Raw genomic sequence first — 17,605 nt, forward strand, 5'->3', positions numbered from 1 at the left:
GGAGGTCGCAGGGCGATGGACGGTAGGGAGGGTATGACGCCGCGGGGCACCCCGCGCGTCGTCGCGAGCCTGGCACTCGCGCTGCTCGTCGCCGCGGTCGTGCCGCAGTCGGCGCCGGCCCAGGCCAACCGGGTGCTGGTCTACGCCATCGTGCAGCAGGAGGAGGCTGCCAGGCTGGTGAGTCTGTTCCGCGAGCGGACCGGGCTGGCGGCCGAGTTCGTCCGCGGCTCGGGCGGTACCATCGTGACGCGGGTCATCGCCGAGCGGCCGAACCCGCGGGCCGACGTCGTGCTGGGCGGCGCCAGCAACCTGCACCTGGCGATGAAGGCCGCGGGCGCGCTGCTCCCCTACGTGTCCCCGATCACCGCCGCCGTGCCGCGCACCGCCCGCGACCCCGTGGGGTACTGGACCGGGTTCTACTACACCGCCCTGGGGTTCGGCGTCAACGTCGACCGGTTCAAGCGCAAGTTCGGCGCGCGGCCGCTGCCGACCTCATGGGAGGAGCTCGCCGACCGCGCGTTCCGCGGCGAGATCGTCATGACCGATCCGGTGGCCTCGTCCACTGCCTACCTGTTCCTGTCGGGCATGCTGCAGCTGCTGGGGCCGGAGAAGGGTTGGCAGTACTTCGACCGTCTGGTGCCCAACGTGGCGCAGTTCCCCTCCAGCGGCTCGGCGCCGCCCCGCATGCTGGGGGCGGGCGAGTACGCCATCGGGATCTCGTTCGTGCACTCGTTCGGCCGCGTGATCGAGCAGGGCTTCCCGGTCAAGCTGGTGATCCCCGAGCCGACGCCGGGTGAGGTGGGCGCCGTGTCCATCATCGCCGGCGGGCCCAACCCCGAGGGCGCCCGCCGGTTCGTGGAGTTCATGATGAGCCGCGAGGCCCAGCAGGCCTACACCGATCTCTCGTACACGACGCCCGTGCGCACCGACGTGAAACTGCCACCCGGCGCGGTGCCCCGCCACCAGATCAAGCTCATGAAGTACGATCCGGAGGCCGCGGCCCGCGACCGCGACGCCATCCTCAGGGAGTGGACTCGCCGTTTCGGCGCGCGATAGGTTGGGCGTGCGGTAGGGACGTGTCCGTCAGGCGTCGGCGGCGGGGCGCCCCGGGACTGCCGGTGGCTCCCGGAGACCGGTGGTCGTGGTCGCGGCCGCGACGCGCCAGGGGCCGATGACCGTCCGTGCGCGCGGCGATCCGGCGGTGTGGGTGACCTATGGGCTCGCCGCCGCGTTCCTGGGCCTCTTCGTGGTCTACCCCCTGGTCCGGGTGGCCGCCACCCCGGGATGGGCGCAGTGGCACGACCTTCTGACCAACCCCCGGTGGCGCGTGGTGCTGGGCAACACTGCCCTCATGGTCGTCCTCTCCACGACGACGGCCACGGCGCTGGGATTCGCGTTCGCCTACGGGGTGCTGCGCGCGCAGATCCCCGGGGCGGGCCTCTTCCGCCTGCTGGCGCTGGCCCCGCTGGTGACGCCGCCGTTCGTGGGCGGGTTGAGCTTCATCTTCCTGTTCGGGCGCCAGGGCCTGGTCACGTACCGGTTGCTCGGGCAGGAGGTCAACATCTACGGCTGGCCCGGGGTCTGGCTCGCCCAGACCATGGCCTTCTTTCCCGTCGCCTACCTGGCGATCGGCACCGTGCTCCGGCGCATCAGCCCCACGCTGGAACAGGCCGCGCGGGCGCTCGGCGCCGGGCCCTGGCACGTCTTTCGCACGGTCGTGGTACCCCTGGCCGCACCGGGCATCGGCGCCGGCGCCCTGCTGGTGGCGATCCACGTGCTGGCCGACTTCGGCAACCCGGCGCTGATCGGCGGGCGGTTCCGCGTGCTGGCCACGGAGGCCTACGCGCAGGTGGCGGGGTGGGCCGACTACCGCATGGCCGCGGTCCTGGGCATCGTGCTGTTCCTGCCCACGCTGGCCCTGTTTCTGGTGCAGCGCCGGCTGGAGCGGGTGCCGGTGGTGACCGTCGTGGGGCGGGGCGCGACGCTGCCCGGGGTGCGGCCGGCGGGGTGGGTGCGCGCGGGCCTGTGCGGGATCTGCGGCCTGACCTCGCTGCTGATGGTGGCGAAGTATGCGGTGATCTTCCTGGGGGCGTTCAGCCGCGTGTGGGGGTACGATCACGCCCTGACCGTCCGCAACTTCGCCTACGTGGTGCTCGCCACCCGCGAGTTCGGCAACAGCGTGCGCTTCGCGGCCGTGGCGGCGGTCGGGGCCGCGGTGCTGGCCACGGTACTGGCCTACTTGGTGCACCGGCGGGCGCTGCCACTGGCGCGCGTCCTCGACGCGGTGACCCTGCTGCCCGCGGCGGTGCCCGGCACGCTGCTGGGGGTCGCCTACGTGCTGGCGTTCAACGCGCCGCCACTGGCGCTGGCCGGCGGCGGGGCCATCATCGTGCTCAGCATGATCGTGCGGTTCCTGCCCGTCGGGTACCGCTCGGCCGTGGCCGCGTTGCGGCAGATCGATCGCTCCATCGAGGAGAGCGCGGCCGACCTGGGGGCGACCGGCCTGCGCGTCTTCTGGGACGTCGTCCTGCCGCTGATCCGCGCCGCGTTCTCCGCGGCCCTGGTGTACGTCTTCGTGCGCAGCATCAACACCCTGAGCGCCGTGGTCTTCCTGGTGTCGCACGGCACGGGCGTTGCCTCGGCGTCGATCCTCAACTTCGCCGAGCAGGGGTACTGGGGGCAGGCCGCCGCCATGGCCAGCAGCCTGATCGTGCTGGCCCTGGCCGCGCTGGGCGCGTTGCGCCTGCTCCTGGGCGGGCGCGTGCGGCTGTTCGAACTGTGATCGTGGCGCTGACCGTCGCGGTGGTGTGAGGTGGGACAGGCGCAACCGGCGAGCGCGGAGCACGTGCGGCTCGACCGCGTGACCAAGGCGTTCGGCGCTACACCGGCGGTCGTCGACGTGACGCTGTCGGTGGTCGAGGGGACGTTCACGACGCTGCTGGGCCCGTCGGGCTGCGGCAAGACCACGACGCTGCGGATGATCGCCGGGTTCTACGACCCCGACCGCGGCGAGATCTACGTCCGCGGCCGGCCCCAGCGCGGGGTGCCGCCCCACCGGCGGCCCGTCTCCATCGTCTTCCAGGACTACGCGCTGTTCCCGCACATGACCGTCTTCGACAACGTGGCCTACGGGCTGCGCGTGCGACGGGTGGCGCCCGCCGCGGTGCGGGAGCGGGTCGGCGCCATGCTGGAGCTGCTGGACCTGGGCGGGCTGGCCGGACGGTACCCGCACGAGCTGTCGGGCGGCCAGCAGCAGCGCGTGGCGCTGGCGCGGTCGCTCGTGATCGAGCCCGAGGTCCTGCTCATGGACGAACCGCTGTCCAACCTCGACGCCGCCCTGCGGGTGCGCGTGCGCGGGGAGATTCGCGCGCTGCAGCGCCGGCTGGGCATCACCACCATCTACGTGACCCACGACCGCGAGGAGGCCCTGGGCATCTCCGACCAGGTGGCGGTCATGCACCAGGGCCGGGTGCTGCAGGTGGGCACCCCCGAGGACCTGTACTTCCGTCCGGGTAGCCGGCACGTGGCAGCCCTGGTGGGCGACGCCAACTTCCTGCCGGGCGAGGTCGCGGGCCAGCGGGGGACCCAGCTGGTCGTGCGGGTCGCCGGCGTCGAGATGCCGGCCGCCGGCTCGCCCCCTGCGGGCGGCACGGCCGTGACCGTACTGGTCCGGCCCGACTGGTGGACGCTGGTTACCCCGTCGGGGCACGACGGCGGGCTGTACGGGACGGTGCACGCGCGGGAGTTTCGCGGGCAGGTCACCCGCTACTGGGTGGACGTGCCGGCGCTGGACCGCACGGTGATCGCCGACGACGCCACGGGCGTCTTCCGCCCGGAGGGCAGCCCGGTGGCGCTCGTCGTGCGGGAGCGGCTTCCCTATCTTGTACCCGACGTGCCGTGAGCAGCGTGTGGTGACGGCGACTGCGTGGTGCCGTGCCGTCCCAACCCTGTGCAGTGACGTCTCCACTGGTGCGGCGACCTTGAAGCCGGGTGCGGTGCGTCCGTCTGGCCAAAGCCTCAGCCCACCCTGCGGCCCGGTGCTTGTCGTCGTTCTGTGCTGCCCCGTATAATGAGCGTGTCGCGGGCGCTTAGCTCAGAGGTAGAGCGCCTCTCTGACGCAGAGGAGGTCGGAGGTTCAAGTCCTCCAGCGCCCACCAGCCCCGGCCCGGTGCATCCCATACGCCGCGCTGCGTGCCGCAGGGCGTCTGGCGTGCGCCAGCAGCCCCGGCGTCACAGGCAGCGACAGCTCCTCTGTCGCCCAGCAGCCGGTGTCCCGTCGTCCAGAGGCGTCCGGTGATGAGCCCCGACCCCATCGTCGACGCGATCGCCCAATGCGCCGCGCGCGCCCCCTGGCGGCCGGCCGTCACGGATGGCACCGTCACCCTCACGTACGGCGAGCTGTGGGCGGAGAGCGACGTCTGCGCCGAGGTCCTGGCCCGAGGCGGGGTGCGGGCGGGCGAGGCCGTGGGCATCCTGCTGCCGAACTGCGCGCGGTTCGTGACCGCGCTGCTGGCCATCGCGCGGCTGCGCGCCGTGGCCCTGCTCTTGCCCACCACGCTGACACCGGCCGAACTGCACCGGTATGCGGTGCTCGCGGGCGCGCACGTGGTCCTAACCGGCCCGTCGCATCGCGCCGTGGTGCTGGAGGCAGGGGGCCAGCCCGTCGCCGCGGCTGCGGATCTCCTCCTGTATACGTATACGGTCGATGCGCCCGCGGCCCGCGGGGTGGGCCCGGACGACTTCATCGTGCAACTCACGTCGGGCGCCGACCGGCCCTCGAAGCTGGCGGTCCGGACACGCGCGGCGGTGTGGGACGAAATCGACGCGTTCGCCGACGCGATCGGGCTCACCGCGCGCGAGACGACGCTGGTGCTGCCATCGATCTTCCACTCCTACGGGCTGATCGGCGGCACGCTGGCCCCGCTGTGCCGGGGCGGGCGCGTCGTCCTGCACGACAACTTCGACCCGCAGGTTGTGCTCCAGGCGATCCGGCGCGAGCGCCCGACGATCGTGTTCGCCGTCCCCGTCATGTACCGACACCTTGTCCGGGCCCCCCAGGCGCAGGGGGCAGACCTGTCCTCTGTGCGCCTGTGCTTCAGCGCGGGCGCGCCGCTGCCTGGCGACGTCGACGCGGCATTCGCCCGACGCTTCGGTTGCAGGATCTCCCAGAACTACGGGTCCACCGAGGCAGGCGTGATCGCGCTCCGGCAGACCTGGGCCCCCCACCTGCAGCACTCCGTCGGCCGACCGGTCCGCGGCCGCACCGTCACCGTGGTCGACGACCGTGGCCGCGCGCTGCCGCCGGGGCAGCGGGGCGAGGTCGTCGTCTGCTCGGCGGCGGTGGCGCGTGGGTACCTCGGCGACGCCCCGGGCGCTCCGGTACTCCTCCCGGGGCGCTTCCACACCGGTGACCTCGGGTGGGTGGACGACGACGGGTACCTCTTCCTGGCCGGCCGCAAGAGCAGCCTGATCCATCTGACCGAGGGCACGGTCGACCCGGCCGCCATCGAGGCCGTCATCGCCAGTCTGCCTGCGGTGCGGGACGTGGCGGTGGTGGGCGTCCCGGGCCCGGGCGGCAGCGAACAGATCAAGGCTGTCGTGGTGGCGGATGACGTGGGCCCCGAGCAGATTCTCCGGTACTGCCGTCACCGGCTGCCCACAACGCAGCTGCCGGCGATCGTGGAACTGCGCGATGCTATTCCGCGCACGCCGGCGGGCAAGGTCGTGCGGCGGCTTCTGCGGTAAGTCTGCGTCTCCCGGTGAGGCGGCGCCGCAAGACGCCCCCTGGAGGTGGAGGCATGCAGCGGTGTCCGTGTCCATCCCGGCCCGGCGCCGCGACACTGTGACGTTTCCTATGCGGAGCGGGCGCCGCAGCACTCCGACGCCTCCCGTGCCAAGGCGACCCTGCAGGCGCCAGGGGGCGAGGGTGCAGAGCGCGCCTGGGCGCGACCGCGGCCCTATAATAACGGACGGTCCACAACCGCACGAATTCGGCGCTTCATGCAGGCGCTGGGCGCGGCCGCCGGGGCGGAGGCGTGCGTCTACGTCCCTGGCGGTGGGAGCGGTCCTGTGGGGTGGTGCGAGAGCGCATCGATGTCGCGTAGCGCTCATCCAATGACGCCGGCCGCCCGTGCGCCGTCGAGGATCATCTGCACCGCCAGGGCCGACAGCAGAGTCCCCATTACCCGGCTGGAGACGTGCACGCCCGTGACCCCCAGCCCGCGCAGGAGCGGCTCGGCGCCCAGCAGGACCAGCCACTGGACGAGCATGGTGAGGACGATGGCCACTGCCACGAGCCCCAGCCGCTGCAGGTCGGCGCTGGCCTGCCCGACCAGGATCACCACCGCAGTGATGGTTCCCGGGCCGCTGATCAGGGGGATGGCCAGGGGGAAGATGCTGACGTCCTGGCGGCGAGCCAGAATATCGGCTTCTTCCTCGGCGGTCTCGCGGGCTCCGGAACGTCGGGCGAAGAGCATGTCCACGGCGATGAGGAAGAGCAGCACGCCGCCCGCGATCTGGAACGCCGGAATCGAGATCCGCAGCAACCGCAGCAGTGGCTGGCCTACGATCGCGAAGAAGAACATGATGCCCGCCGCGGCCAGGCACGCGCGTCTTGCCACGGTTCGCCGGCCGTCAGGCGTCGCCGGGGCCAGGCTCAGGAAGAACGGCACCGTACCCACCGGATCCACCATCGCCAACAGCGTGGCCAGAGCGGAGAGGCCGAAGCGCAGGTCGTCACCGGCCATGGGATCGCTGTTAGACAAGCCGGGACCGATTCCTGGCGGGTCCGGAGGAAGCGGCGAACGTGTTCGCTGCATGCCGGACGCCGGGGCGTGGATTGGTCGAGCAGGTGTCATCGTGCCGTCGACCATGCAACCACGTGTGGACCGCACCACCACCTGCCGTCATGTGCGGCGCTCTGCCGGTGCGACCCTGAGGGCCAGGCTGCAGGCCACGGCAACGCTCATGGCCACGACGCCGGGCAGGAAGAACGCCTCGAACCCCCAGCGGTCCACGACCCACCCGTAGAGCGGCGGCGCCAGCAACCCGCCCAGGGCGCTCGTCGCGCCCCACAGCCCCGAGAACAGGCCCACGTGTGCCGCCGGGATCACCTGCAGCAGCACGGGGTAGGCGTTCACGAGGAACAGGGCCCATGCCAGCCCGCCCAGGAGCAGCACCGCCGCGAACAGCGCAGGCGTCCGGACGCCCTGGGCCAGGAGGAACGCCACCAGCGTCCCGGCCAGGCCCAACCGCATCACGGGCAGGCGGCCGATCCGGTCGCCGGCCAGGCCCGCCGGCACGGCACCCGCGATGAACGTCAGGACGAAGAAGCCAAGCAGCGTCGTGGCCCCGGCGGGGTCCAGCCCCAGGTGGTGCACGCCGAAGCGCGTGAACATGTTCTGCACGCCGTTCACCGCCGCCACGGCGCACAGCCCGAGTACACCCAGGAGCACCACCGGTCGGGTGCAGGCGCTGACCGCTTCGCGCGCCATGGCGGCTGGCAGCCACCGCGTGCGCTGCCGGGCAGTCGGGTCCGCCCGAGCGTGCACAGCGTCGCGCGGCTCCCGGATCGTCACGAGGATCACCGCCAGCGCCCCCACCCCCACCAGCGCGCCAGCGTCGAACGGGAGCAGGGGCCGCCCGCGGGACGCCGGCGCCAGCACGAAGAAGGCGATGAGGGCCCCGCACCCGGCCAGGGCCGTGATGAGCCCGTTGGCCCGCGCGCGCCGCTCCTCGGGGGTGATGTCCGGCATCAGGGCCAGCAGCGGTCCCGCCGACAGGGCGAGGCCCAGGTTCATGGCCACGGTCACGGCCAGCAGCGCGCCAAACGTCGCCGTGCGCGCCACCAGGGCCAGCCCCAGCGCCGTCAGCGGCATGCCGGCCACCAGGAACGGCGTGCGCCGGCCCCACCGCGTGCAGGTCCGGTCGCTCAGCGCGGCGACGTACGGCACCAGCGCGATGGCAAAGATGTTGTCGAGCACCATGACCAGACCGATGAGGGTGTTGCTCGTCGTGAACCGGCCGTACAGCAGCGGCAGGTAGGCGTTGTAGTTGGCCCACACGAGCTGTGTAGCCAGGGCGCCAAGTCCCAGGGCGAGGGTGCGGTACATCGGTTCATGGGGCTTCGCTGGTGGGAGGGTGACTCCTGGCCGCCGGTCAGTGCGCGCAGCGGCCGGCACTGTCCGCACCGTGGCGCGCCGCCCGGCGTGCGGTTGGGGCGCGGCCCTGGGGACGCAGCCGGAGGCGCAGCGGGAGGAGCGATCGATCGCAGGCCGCCTAGCGCGGGTTGTGGCGGTCCGCGCGCGGCGGGGATTCGCAATCCGGGCGCCGAACGACACATGCGATGGCCCTCGGGGGGCCGATGGGAGCCCGATGAGCCGGTCAGACTCCCCGGACGAGCAGATGCGGGCGGTTGTCCAGGCACTCGCAGCGCTGTCCGCAGAGATCTTGGAGCGCACCTACGACGCCCGAGCCTTCGGCTCCTGGTACCTGGTGTTTCGGGTTGGAGCGCAGGTCTTCCGCGTGGTCTTCGACGGGAAGGATCGCACCTGCGAGCTCCAGCGGTCGATCACAGAGGTCCCTCCGTACCGCTGGGTGGCGACGGGATGGTCGCGTACGCCGGCGCCCGCTGCGTCGGCGCTCGTGGGCGCGCTGGTCGCTGCCATCCGGGGCGCGAGCCGCTGCGTGGAGCGGTCGTGATGCGAGCGTACATGGCCGATCATCACGTCCACCCGCACCCTGAAGCGCCCCGCCCGCCCGCCGCCGACCGGCACGCGGGGCACACCCCCGAGATGTTCCGCAACCGGTTGTGGGTGTGCGTGGTCCTCACCGTGCCCATCCTGGCGGTGTCCGACCACGTCCGCAGCTGGCTGGGGCTGCCGCCCGTGCGGTTCCCGGGCCTCGTCTGGCTGGAGCCTGTGCTGGCGACGGCCGTCTACCTCTACGGCGCGGGGCCCTTCGTCGCCGGCGCGGTGCGGGAAGCCCGCGGGCGCGCGCCGGGCATGATGACGCTGGTGGCGCTGGCGACCACGGTGGCCTACGGCTACAGCCTCGCGACGACCCTTGGGCTGCCGGGCGAACCGTTCTACTGGGAGCTCGCCACGCTGGTGGTGGTGATGCTGCTGGGGCACTGGATCGAGATGCGCGCCGTGCATGGCGCCAGCCGCGCGCTGGAGCACCTGGCCTCCTTGCTCCCCCCGGTGGCGCACCGCGTGCGGGATGACGAGGTCGAGGACGTGCCGGTGGAGGCCCTCCGGGTCGGGGACGTGGTCCTCGTGCGGCCTGGAGAACAGATTCCGGCAGACGGCGTGGTTGTGGAAGGATCGAGCACCGTGAACGAGGCGTTCCTCACCGGTGAATCCCGTCCGGTGCCCAAAGCGCCCGATGTCGAGGTGGTGGCGGGCGCCGTCAACGGCGAGGGAGCGCTCCGCGTGCGTGTGCTGCGGACCGGCGACGACACGGCCCTGAACCAGATCACGCGCCTCGTGCGCGAGGCTCAGGGGGCCCGCAGCCGCTACCAGGTGCTGGCCGATCGCACCGCGGCATGGCTGACCTACGCCGCGGTCGGTGCAGGGAGCGCCACCTTCGGCCTGTGGCTCGCCAGCCGGGCTGCACCAGCGTTCGCCGTCGAGCGGGCCGTGACGGTGCTCGTCATCGCCTGCCCGCACGCGCTGGGGCTTGCCATCCCCCTGGTGGTCGTGAACGCGACGGCGCTGGCGGCACGCAACGGGATCCTGGTCCGCAACCGCGAGAGCTTCGAGCGGGCGCGGGAGATCCGGACCGTGGCGTTCGACAAGACCGGGACGCTGACCGAGGGGCAGTTCGGCGTGCGGGCGGTCTACGCCGACGGGCTCGACGAGGCCGAGGCGCTGCGCATCGCCGCAGCCCTGGAGGCGGCCTCCGCGCACCCCCTGGCACGGGCGATCGTGGACGCCGCCCGCCGTCGTGGCCTGGCGGTCCACGCCGCCTCCGACGTGCAGGCCATTCCCGGCAAGGGCCTGGAGGGCACATGGGACGGTCGCCGCTACCGGGTGGGCCGCCCGGAGTGGGCCGAGGAGCTTGGCGTGCCGGGGGCTGGCGCGCGGCTGCGAGACGGGCTCCGGGAGGCGGAGGCCCGCGGCGAGAGCGTGGTCGCCCTCATGGACGCGCAGCGCGTCTATGCGGTGATCGCGCTGGCCGATCGGGTGCGGGAGCGCGCCAGAGAAGCCGTGCGGGCGCTGCATGCCACCGGGCGCCGCGTCGTCATGGTTACGGGGGATGCGGACGCCGTGGCCCGCACGGTGGCCCGAGAGCTCGGCATCGATCGCTACGTCGCGCGCGTGCTCCCCCAGGACAAAGCCCGGATCGTCCGTGAGCTCCGCGCACAGGGACCGGTGGCGTTCGTGGGCGACGGGATCAACGACGCGCCGGCGTTGGTGGAGGCCGACCTGGGGATGGCCATCGGGGCCGGAACGAACGTGGCGATCGAATCGGCGGACGTCGTGCTGGTGGAGAACGACCCGCTGGACGCCGTGCGGGTGCTCCGCCTCGCCGCCGCCACCTACCGGAAGATGGTCCAGAACCTCGTGTGGGCCACGGGCTACAACGTGGTGGCGATTCCCCTGGCGGCCGGGGCCGCGTACCGGGCCGGCGTGGTGCTGTCGCCGGCGATCGGCGCGCTGTTCATGAGCCTGTCCACGGTGGCCGTGGCGGCCAACGCCGTGCTGCTCCGCCGCGCACGGTTGGAGTGAGCGAGAGCGAGGACCCGTGCATCGAGTCCCCGTCGTGCTCGCCCTGCTCACCCCGCTGGCCGGCGTGCGTGGGTCAGGGCCTCGTCCACCACCTGCAGGAGCCGTGGCACGTTGATCGGCTTCGTCAGGTACTCGACGGCGCCGAGGTCGCGCACCTGCTGGATGCGCGTCTGCGTGGCATCGGCACTCAGGACCACCACGGGGACGTGCCGCAGGTGGGGGTGCGCGTGGAACCGCCGCAGCAGCTCCTCCCCCGGGATGTCGGGCAGGTGGAGATCGAGCAGCACGAGGTCGGGACGGTGCTCCAGCGCCAGCGCCCACCCCAGGCTGCCCTGCATGGCGGGCACCAGGCGAATGTGCGGCCGGCGGGCGAGCACCCGCTCGACCAGCCGCAGGTTCGAGACGTTGTCTTCCAGGTAGAGCACGGTGTACGTTGCCCCGGCAGCCGCGGGGTCAGCGGGCAGGCCGTCTGCCAGCGCCACGCGCTGGAGGGCCGTGGTCGGGCTCGCGGCCGCAGGGAGCTCTACCCAAAAGACGCTGCCGCCTCCGGGTCGCGGCTCGTAGCCGATGGCTCCGCCCATGGCCTCGGTGAGCCGGCGCGACAGCGCCAGGCCCAGCCCCGTGCCCTCGATGCCGGTGGCATCCGCGCCCAGACGCTCGAAGGGTACGAACAGGCGCGAGGTCTGCTCGGGCGCGATACCGACGCCGGTGTCCGCCACCGCGATCCGCACGCGGCCCCCGGGGGACTGGGCAACCGAGATCGTCACCGTGCCCCCCTCGACGTTGTACTTGATGGCGTTGGCCCCCAGGTTGAGCAGCACCTGCTTCAACCGCTGGGCGTCCGCCATGACGTGCAGCGCCTCGTCGGCACACGGCGCGCAGGAAAGCGTGACCGCGCGGCCGGTGGCCAGCGGGCGCAACAGGTCCAGCGTCTCCCTGAGGAGGTCGGCCACGGGTACGGGTTCGACGGAGATCGTCATGCGGCCCGCCTCGATGCGGGCCAGGTCGAGCACCTCGTCGATCAGGGTCAGCAGGTGGCGTGACGCGCTGAGGATGTGATGCGTCGCTTCGCGGTCCCGGTCTGTGGATCCGTCCATCTCCAGCAGCTGGGCGAAGCCCACGATGGCGTTCAACGGCGTGCGCAACTCGTGGCTCATGCGTGAAAGGAACTCGCTCTTGGCCCGGTTGGCCGCCTCGGCGGCCTGCCGGGCGTCCTCCAGTTCGGCGGTGCGGGCGGCCACCAGGCGTTCGAGGTCGGCGGCGTGCTGCTCCAGGGCGCCGTGCAACCGGGCAAGCTCGGCGGTCTTCGCCTGCAGCCCGGCGGCCATCTCGTCGAACGCCGCGGCCATCTCCCGTAACTCCCGTGCGCCGCGCACCGCCCCGATCCTGGCGTCCAGGTGCCCGGCGCCCAGCCGCCGGACCACCTCGGCGATGGCCTGCGCCGGCCGGAGCACCTGACGGTCGGCCACGAGCATCGCCGCGACCAGCACCAGCCCCGCCACCACCAGGACGCCGGCGACATTGACCGCCGTCGCACGATCGCTGTCGGCGTAGATCCGCGCCAGCGGAATCCCGACGGCCACGACGATGCGCCCGCGTGAGGCGGTGTGCTCGACGGGGGCGTACCCGTAGAGCCGGCGCACCCCATCGGCGCCCACACCTTCGACGGTACCCTCGTGGACTGCCGTGCTGATCCGCGCCAGCGTCGAGCCATCGGCCGCGCGCCGGCCGATCAGCGCCTCGATGCGGGGCTGGCGCGCCAGGACCGTGCCGTTGCGGTCGATGACCACGAGGACGCCGCCCTCGGGCAGCCCGATCCGCGCGGCCGCCCGCTCGAGTGCCGTCAGGTGCAGGGCCGCGAACACCACGCCCCGCACGGCGCCGGTCGGCGCGATGAGGGGATAGCCGAAGTTGATCGAGGGCTGACCCGTGATGCGGCCGATCTGGTACTCACCGATCGCGAAGGTGCGGTGGCGCACCGCGCCCCGGAAATAGGCCCGGTCGGCAATGGTGACGGGAGCGGGAAGGGGCAGCGCGCTGCACACCACGGTGCCGTCGGGTGCGGCCACCCCGAGGTTGGCATACACCGGCCAGCGCACCAGCAGGTCGGCGAGCAGGGCGGCGCACCGGGTAGAGTCTCCGGGCCCGTCCTGGAGGACGCGCGCCAGGACGGGCAGCAGCTGCGCCGCGCCGACGACCAGCAGCGCGTGGTGCTCCCGTGCGGTGCGGGCCAGCCGCAGCGTTTCTGCGACAGCGGCGTCCCGTGCGCTCCTGCGCTGGGCGCCGCCGACGTACAGGTGCAACCCCACCAGCGGCACCACGGCCAGCAGGATCAGCCGCTGGACGTGGACCCGCAGGGGGGCGCCTGCGGTTGGTGGTCTGCCTGGGGCCGTAAACATCCCCTGGTGCCCTTTCCGCATCCGCGATGGGCCGGTTCAGCAGCGCTGTATCCTTACTCCCGAGGGTCTTATGCCCAGTTCCTGTGCTCCGCAGCCCGTCGGACCGTTCGTCCGCACGGAGGCCGACCCGAAATGAAGAGGAAGCCACCCGCGTCCCCGCGAAGCCGCAGGCCGTGGCGTGTAGCCGATCCGTGCACCGGGTGCGGGCGCTGGCGACTCTCGCTGTAGGTCTCGCCCTCGTGCTTGCGTGCGACCTCACGCGTACCCCGGCCGCTAGGAGCGAGGCTGCTACCGCAGGGATCTTCGTCAACGATCCGGGCAACGCCCGCATCGTCCGCCTGGCCGATCTGACCGGCGCGGGGTGGACGGCGATGGCCACCGGGGGGGACGTGCCACGCGGCGACGCGCGCGGAGCACAGCGTCACTTCGCCTTCCAGTCGGGGATCGCCCTGGACGCCCGGGGGCGCATCTACTTCACCGACGCCACGCGGTCCCGCGTGGTGCGCGTGGACGACCTGAGCGGGGCGGGCTGGGTGGCCTTGGGCACGCGCGGCAGCGGGGTCGGCCAGTTCGACCTGCCGGCCGGCGTGGCGGTGGACGCCACAGGGCGCATCTACGTGGCCGACGCCAGCAACGCGCGCGTCGTGCGCATCGCCGACATGACCGGGGCGGGCTGGGTGGCCTTCGGCACGCGCGGCGCCGGCGTGGGGCAGTTCGCCTTCCCCCAGGGGGTGGCGGTGGACAGCGCCGGGCGCATCTACGTGGCCGACGCGCTCAACGACCGGATCGTCCGCATCGACGACATGCGCGGTGCCGGGTGGACGACCCTGGGCCGGCACGGGCGGGGCGTGCGGGAGTTCGACTTCCCGACCTCCGTGGCGGTCGGGCGCGACGGACGCATCTACGTCACCGACTCGTCCAACGATCGGCTCGTGCGGGTCGACGGCATGACGGGCGCCGGCTGGGTGGCGTTCGCGGGCCTGGGCCCGCGGGCCACCGAGTTCGCCTTCCCCACGGGCCTCGCGGTGGACGCTGCAGGGCGCGTCTACGTCACCGACGAGATGCACCGGGTCGTGCGCATCGACGACATGACCGGCGCGGGCTGGACGGCGTTTGGCACCATGGGCGCTGGGGTGGGGCAGTTCTTCTTCCCGTCCGGGGTCGCCGTGGCGCCGGCGCCGTGGTAAGGGTAAGATAACACCATGATGCCAACGCCGACCCGGACCGCCAGCGCGGTAGCCACCGTGGCCGCCATTACCATCGGCCAGAGCCCACGGCCCGACATCGTGGACGAGATCACGCCGCTGCTGCCACCGCACGTGCGCGTGGTGGAGATGGGCGCGCTCGATGGGCTCGAACCAGCCGAGATCGCCGCCCTGCGCCCGGGGCCCGACGACCACACGCTCGTCTCCCGGCTGCGATCCGGCGAGGAAGTCCTGGTCGGCAAGGAGCGGATCCTGCCCCGGGTGCAGGCCTGCATCGACGCCCTGCAGGATGCCGCGTCGCTGATCGTGATCCTGTGCACGGGGCCGTTTCCGCCCCTGCGCTCCCGGCGGCCCATCGTGTACCCGGAGCGCCTGCTGCTGCACCTCGTCCGCGCGGTCAGCCCGGGTGCCCACGTCGGGGTGCTCACGCCGGCTGCGGCGCAGATTCCCCACCAGGTGGAACGGTGGGGGGCGGTGGCGGGTGCGGTGACCGTGCGCGCCTACTCGCCGTACGCGGGACGTGAGGGCGTCGAGGAAGCGTGCGCAGCGTTCGCGGCGGCGGGCGTGGACCTGGTGGTGCTGGACTGCCTGGGGTACACCCTGGCCCTTAAGGACACGGTCCGGCGGCTCGTGGGCAGGCCGACGGTGCTGGCCCGCACCCTGCTGGCGCGTGCGGTGGCCGAACTGCTTGAGTGAGTAGGAGAGGCGGCGCCCCATCGCCCCCGGGCATTGAGAGAGCGCCTCGCTGGAGATCGTGGCCGAACTGGGCGGGCAGGCGGCCCACTGGCCGGGGGTGTCGTGAGGCGTCGGCCGGCTCGTGTCCTGGTCCACGGCCGCACGCCAACCCGCGGTTGACGCGACGGGTTGGGGTCGCTACCATGGCTCCACGGTAGCGATGACGGGGACGAGTACGCCGGGTGTACGGCCGACGTCGCGTCCAGCGACCGAGAGAGGCGGGGCCACCGGCTGAGAGCCCCGCCGGCCGGATCGGCGGAAGACCACCCCCAGCTGCGGCCACGCGCGGGCGGTGTGCCCGTGGCGGAAGGCCGCCGGGTGCGCCCGAGATCGCGCAGTCGAGCGTCTGACACCGGGTCTGCGACCGCGGGCCGGTGCGGACGGAACGAGGGTGGAACCGCGGACGGCCCGCCCCTCAGGGGGGCGGGCTGTTGCGTTTTCCACCCGGTGCGCAATGCCCGGGCCTGCCGAACGGCGCCGGGCATGCGCGCGAACAGGCCGTGAGGCGATGCGGAGGATGTGAGCCGCGCGGGCTGCGCGGGCGCGCGCAGGACGCGGGCCAGACACGTGACGTCGTGACGGGAAAGGCAGGGGAGGTTCCATGCCACGTATCACGGTGGAGTTGCCCGACGGGTCGCGCCACGAGGTGGAGGCCGGCACCACGGCCGCCGCGCTGGCCGAGCGGTTGGGGCGGCGCGACGCCGTGGCCGTGCTCGTCAACGGCAGACCCCGGGACCTGACCGCCCCGCTGGAAGACGGCGCCCGAGTGCAGTTCCTCACCTTCGAGACCCCAGCGGGCCGGGAGGTCTTCTGGCACTCCACGGCCCACCTGCTGGCGCAGGCCGTCAAGCAGCTGTTCCCGCACGCCAAGCTGGCCATCGGCCCGCCCATCGACGACGGGTTCTACTACGACTTCGACATCGGCCGGCCGTTCAGTCCCGAGGACCTGGAGCGCATTGAGGCGCGCATGCGCGAGCTGGCGGCTGCCGACCAGCCCATCGAGCGCATCGAGATGCCGCGGGACGAGGCGGCGCGGCGGTTCGAGCAGGACGGCGAGGTCTACAAGCTGGAGCTGCTGGCCGAGATCCCCGACGCGCGGGTCTCCTTCTACCGGCAGGACGGCTTCCAGGACATGTGCCGCGGCCCGCACCTGCCGCGCACGGGACTGATCGGCGCCGTGAAGCTGCTGTCCACGTCGGGGGCCTACTGGCGTGGCGACGAGCGGCGCCCGATGCTGCAGCGGATCTACGGGGTCTCGTACCCGACGCCCGCGCAACTCGAGGAGCACCTGCGGCGCCTGGAGGAGGCCCGGCGGCGCGACCACCGCCGGATCGGGCGCGAGCAGCAGCTGTTCCACATCGTGCCCGAGGTCGGGCCAGGGTTGCCGCTGTGGTTGCCCAAGGGCGCGACGGTCCGCCGGATCGTCGAGCGCTACATCGTGGACCTGGAGCTCGCCGCCGGCTACCAGCACGTCTACACCCAGGAGCTGGCCTCCTCGACGCTGTACAAGCTGTCGGGGCACTGGGACCACTACCGCGACAACATGTACCCGCCGATCCAGGTGGACGCCGAGGAGCTGGTGCTCCGGCCCATGAACTGCCCGCATCACATCATGATCTACAAGGTCACCCAGCGCTCCTACCGCGACCTGCCGGTGCGCATCGCGGAGCTGGGCAAGGTGTACCGGTACGAGCGGTCGGGCGTGCTCACCGGTCTGGCGCGGGTACGGGGCATGACCATGAACGACGCCCACATCTTCCTGCGCCCCGACCAGATCCGGGACGAGATCGCCGGCGTCGTGCGCCTCATCCAGCAGGTCTACGCCGACTTCCGCGTCAGCGGCGCCTGGTACCAGCTGTCGCTGCGCGATCCGGCCGACCGCGAGAAGTTCATCGCCAACGATGCGCTGTGGGAGCAGGCGGAGCGGATGCTCCGCGAGGCCCTGGACGCGCTGGGGATCCCCTACCGGGAGGCCGTGGGCGAGGCGGCGTTCTACGGCCCCAAGATCGACGTGCAGGTGCCCACGGCCGCGGGCAAGGACGAGACGCTCTCGACGGTGCAGCTCGACTTCCTGCTGCCCGAGCGCTTCGGCCTGGAGTACATCGGCGAGGACGGTCGGGCCCACCGCCCGGTGCTGATCCACCGCGCCATCACCAGCACCATGGAACGGTGGATGGCGATGCTGATCGAGCAGTACGAGGGGAAGTTCCCGCTGTGGCTGGCCCCGGAACAGGTGCGGGTGCTGCCGATCGCCGACCGCCACCACGCCTACGCGCGCACCGTGGCCGACCGGCTCACGGCCCAGGGCCTGCGGGTCACGGTCGATGCGTCCAACGCGCGGATCAGCTACAAGGTCCGTCAGGCTCAGCTCGAGCACGTGCCGTACATGGCCGTCGTGGGCGATCGCGAGCAGGCGACCGATGCGGTGGCGGTCCGGAGCCGGTCGGCGGGCGACCTCGGCCCGATGCCGCTCGAGCAGTTCCTCACGCGGCTGCGCGAGGAGGTGGCGGCCAAGGCCTGACCGCCGGGTCCGCAC

At 72.6% G+C, this 17,605-nt stretch carries 12 protein-coding genes and 1 tRNA gene; 10 read left to right on the plus strand and 3 right to left on the minus strand.

The features are described from left to right. Positions 1-15: 15 nt before the first annotated feature. From QN157_11095 to QN157_11115, 5 genes are all read left to right on the plus strand, one after another. On the plus strand, positions 16-1,056 hold the full coding sequence (locus QN157_11095; protein ID MDR7556138.1) for an ABC transporter substrate-binding protein: 1,041 nt from the start codon (positions 16-18) through the stop codon (positions 1,054-1,056). Positions 1,057-1,135: 79 nt separating this feature from the next. After that, a complete protein-coding gene (locus QN157_11100) occupies positions 1,136-2,782 on the plus strand; it encodes an iron ABC transporter permease (GenBank protein MDR7556139.1) in 1,647 nt (548 codons plus the stop codon). Between the two features lie 30 nt (positions 2,783-2,812). Further along, the gene (locus QN157_11105; GenBank protein MDR7556140.1) at positions 2,813-3,901 is read left to right on the plus strand and encodes an ABC transporter ATP-binding protein; all 1,089 of its coding nucleotides are present in this window, start codon (positions 2,813-2,815) and stop codon (positions 3,899-3,901) included. 181 nt (positions 3,902-4,082) lie between these two features. After that, positions 4,083-4,157: transfer RNA gene (locus QN157_11110), tRNA-Val, on the plus strand. A 139-nt stretch (positions 4,158-4,296) separates the two neighbouring features. Next, positions 4,297-5,745, plus strand: coding sequence for a class I adenylate-forming enzyme family protein (locus tag QN157_11115; protein MDR7556141.1), 1,449 nt, complete (start codon positions 4,297-4,299; stop codon positions 5,743-5,745). 362 nt (positions 5,746-6,107) lie between these two features. Here the strand turns inward: QN157_11115 and QN157_11120 are convergent, their stop codons facing one another. Together QN157_11120 and QN157_11125 are read right to left on the minus strand one after the other, a co-directional pair. After that, on the minus strand, positions 6,108-6,764 hold the full coding sequence (locus tag QN157_11120) for a MarC family protein (GenBank protein ID MDR7556142.1): 657 nt from the start codon (positions 6,762-6,764) through the stop codon (positions 6,108-6,110). 141 nt (positions 6,765-6,905) lie between these two features. Next, the gene (locus tag QN157_11125) at positions 6,906-8,111 is read right to left on the minus strand and encodes an MFS transporter (GenBank protein ID MDR7556143.1); all 1,206 of its coding nucleotides are present in this window, start codon (positions 8,109-8,111) and stop codon (positions 6,906-6,908) included. A 262-nt stretch (positions 8,112-8,373) separates the two neighbouring features. On the opposite strand from QN157_11125, the gene QN157_11130 reads away from it, so the two are divergent. Together QN157_11130 and QN157_11135 are read left to right on the plus strand one after the other, a co-directional pair. Beyond that, positions 8,374-8,700, plus strand: a complete 327-nt coding sequence (locus tag QN157_11130; GenBank protein ID MDR7556144.1) for a hypothetical protein — start codon at positions 8,374-8,376, stop codon at positions 8,698-8,700. An 11-nt stretch (positions 8,701-8,711) separates the two neighbouring features. Continuing rightward, positions 8,712-10,730, plus strand: coding sequence for a heavy metal translocating P-type ATPase (locus tag QN157_11135; GenBank protein ID MDR7556145.1), 2,019 nt, complete (start codon positions 8,712-8,714; stop codon positions 10,728-10,730). A gap of 47 nt (positions 10,731-10,777) precedes the next feature. Here QN157_11135 and QN157_11140 read toward each other — a convergent pair whose 3' ends face one another. Continuing rightward, on the minus strand, positions 10,778-13,129 hold the full coding sequence (locus tag QN157_11140) for an ATP-binding protein (GenBank protein MDR7556146.1): 2,352 nt from the start codon (positions 13,127-13,129) through the stop codon (positions 10,778-10,780). A 191-nt stretch (positions 13,130-13,320) separates the two neighbouring features. On the opposite strand from QN157_11140, the gene QN157_11145 reads away from it, so the two are divergent. From QN157_11145 to thrS, 3 genes are all read left to right on the plus strand, one after another. Next, on the plus strand, positions 13,321-14,316 hold the full coding sequence (locus tag QN157_11145; GenBank protein MDR7556147.1) for an NHL repeat-containing protein: 996 nt from the start codon (positions 13,321-13,323) through the stop codon (positions 14,314-14,316). A 15-nt stretch (positions 14,317-14,331) separates the two neighbouring features. Continuing rightward, the gene (locus QN157_11150) at positions 14,332-15,030 is read left to right on the plus strand and encodes an AroM family protein (protein MDR7556148.1); all 699 of its coding nucleotides are present in this window, start codon (positions 14,332-14,334) and stop codon (positions 15,028-15,030) included. Positions 15,031-15,670: 640 nt separating this feature from the next. Further along, positions 15,671-17,590 carry a threonine--tRNA ligase gene (gene thrS, locus QN157_11155; protein MDR7556149.1) on the plus strand — a complete coding sequence of 640 codons (1,920 nt, stop codon included), beginning with the start codon at positions 15,671-15,673 and terminating at the stop codon, positions 17,588-17,590. Positions 17,591-17,605: the final 15 nt, after the last annotated feature.

The sequence above is a fragment of the Armatimonadota bacterium genome (assembly GCA_031459855.1).
Lineage (GTDB): Bacteria > Sysuimicrobiota > Sysuimicrobiia > Sysuimicrobiales > Humicultoraceae > Fervidifonticultor > Fervidifonticultor primus.

Excerpts from the sequence above, each read along its gene's own strand:
- QN157_11150 (MDR7556148.1), top strand. The coding sequence starts at position 14,332 with ATGATGCCAACGCCGACCCGGACCGCCAGCGCGGTAGCCACCGTGGCC.
- QN157_11095 (MDR7556138.1), top strand. The coding sequence starts at position 16 with ATGGACGGTAGGGAGGGTATGACGCCGCGGGGCACCCCGCGCGTCGTC.
- QN157_11130 (MDR7556144.1), top strand. The coding sequence starts at position 8,374 with ATGAGCCGGTCAGACTCCCCGGACGAGCAGATGCGGGCGGTTGTCCAG.
- thrS (MDR7556149.1), top strand. The coding sequence starts at position 15,671 with ATGCCACGTATCACGGTGGAGTTGCCCGACGGGTCGCGCCACGAGGTG.
- QN157_11135 (MDR7556145.1), top strand. The coding sequence starts at position 8,712 with ATGGCCGATCATCACGTCCACCCGCACCCTGAAGCGCCCCGCCCGCCC.
- QN157_11115 (MDR7556141.1), top strand. The coding sequence starts at position 4,297 with ATGAGCCCCGACCCCATCGTCGACGCGATCGCCCAATGCGCCGCGCGC.
- QN157_11140 (MDR7556146.1), bottom strand. The coding sequence starts at position 13,129 with ATGTTTACGGCCCCAGGCAGACCACCAACCGCAGGCGCCCCCCTGCGG.
- QN157_11125 (MDR7556143.1), bottom strand. The coding sequence starts at position 8,111 with ATGTACCGCACCCTCGCCCTGGGACTTGGCGCCCTGGCTACACAGCTC.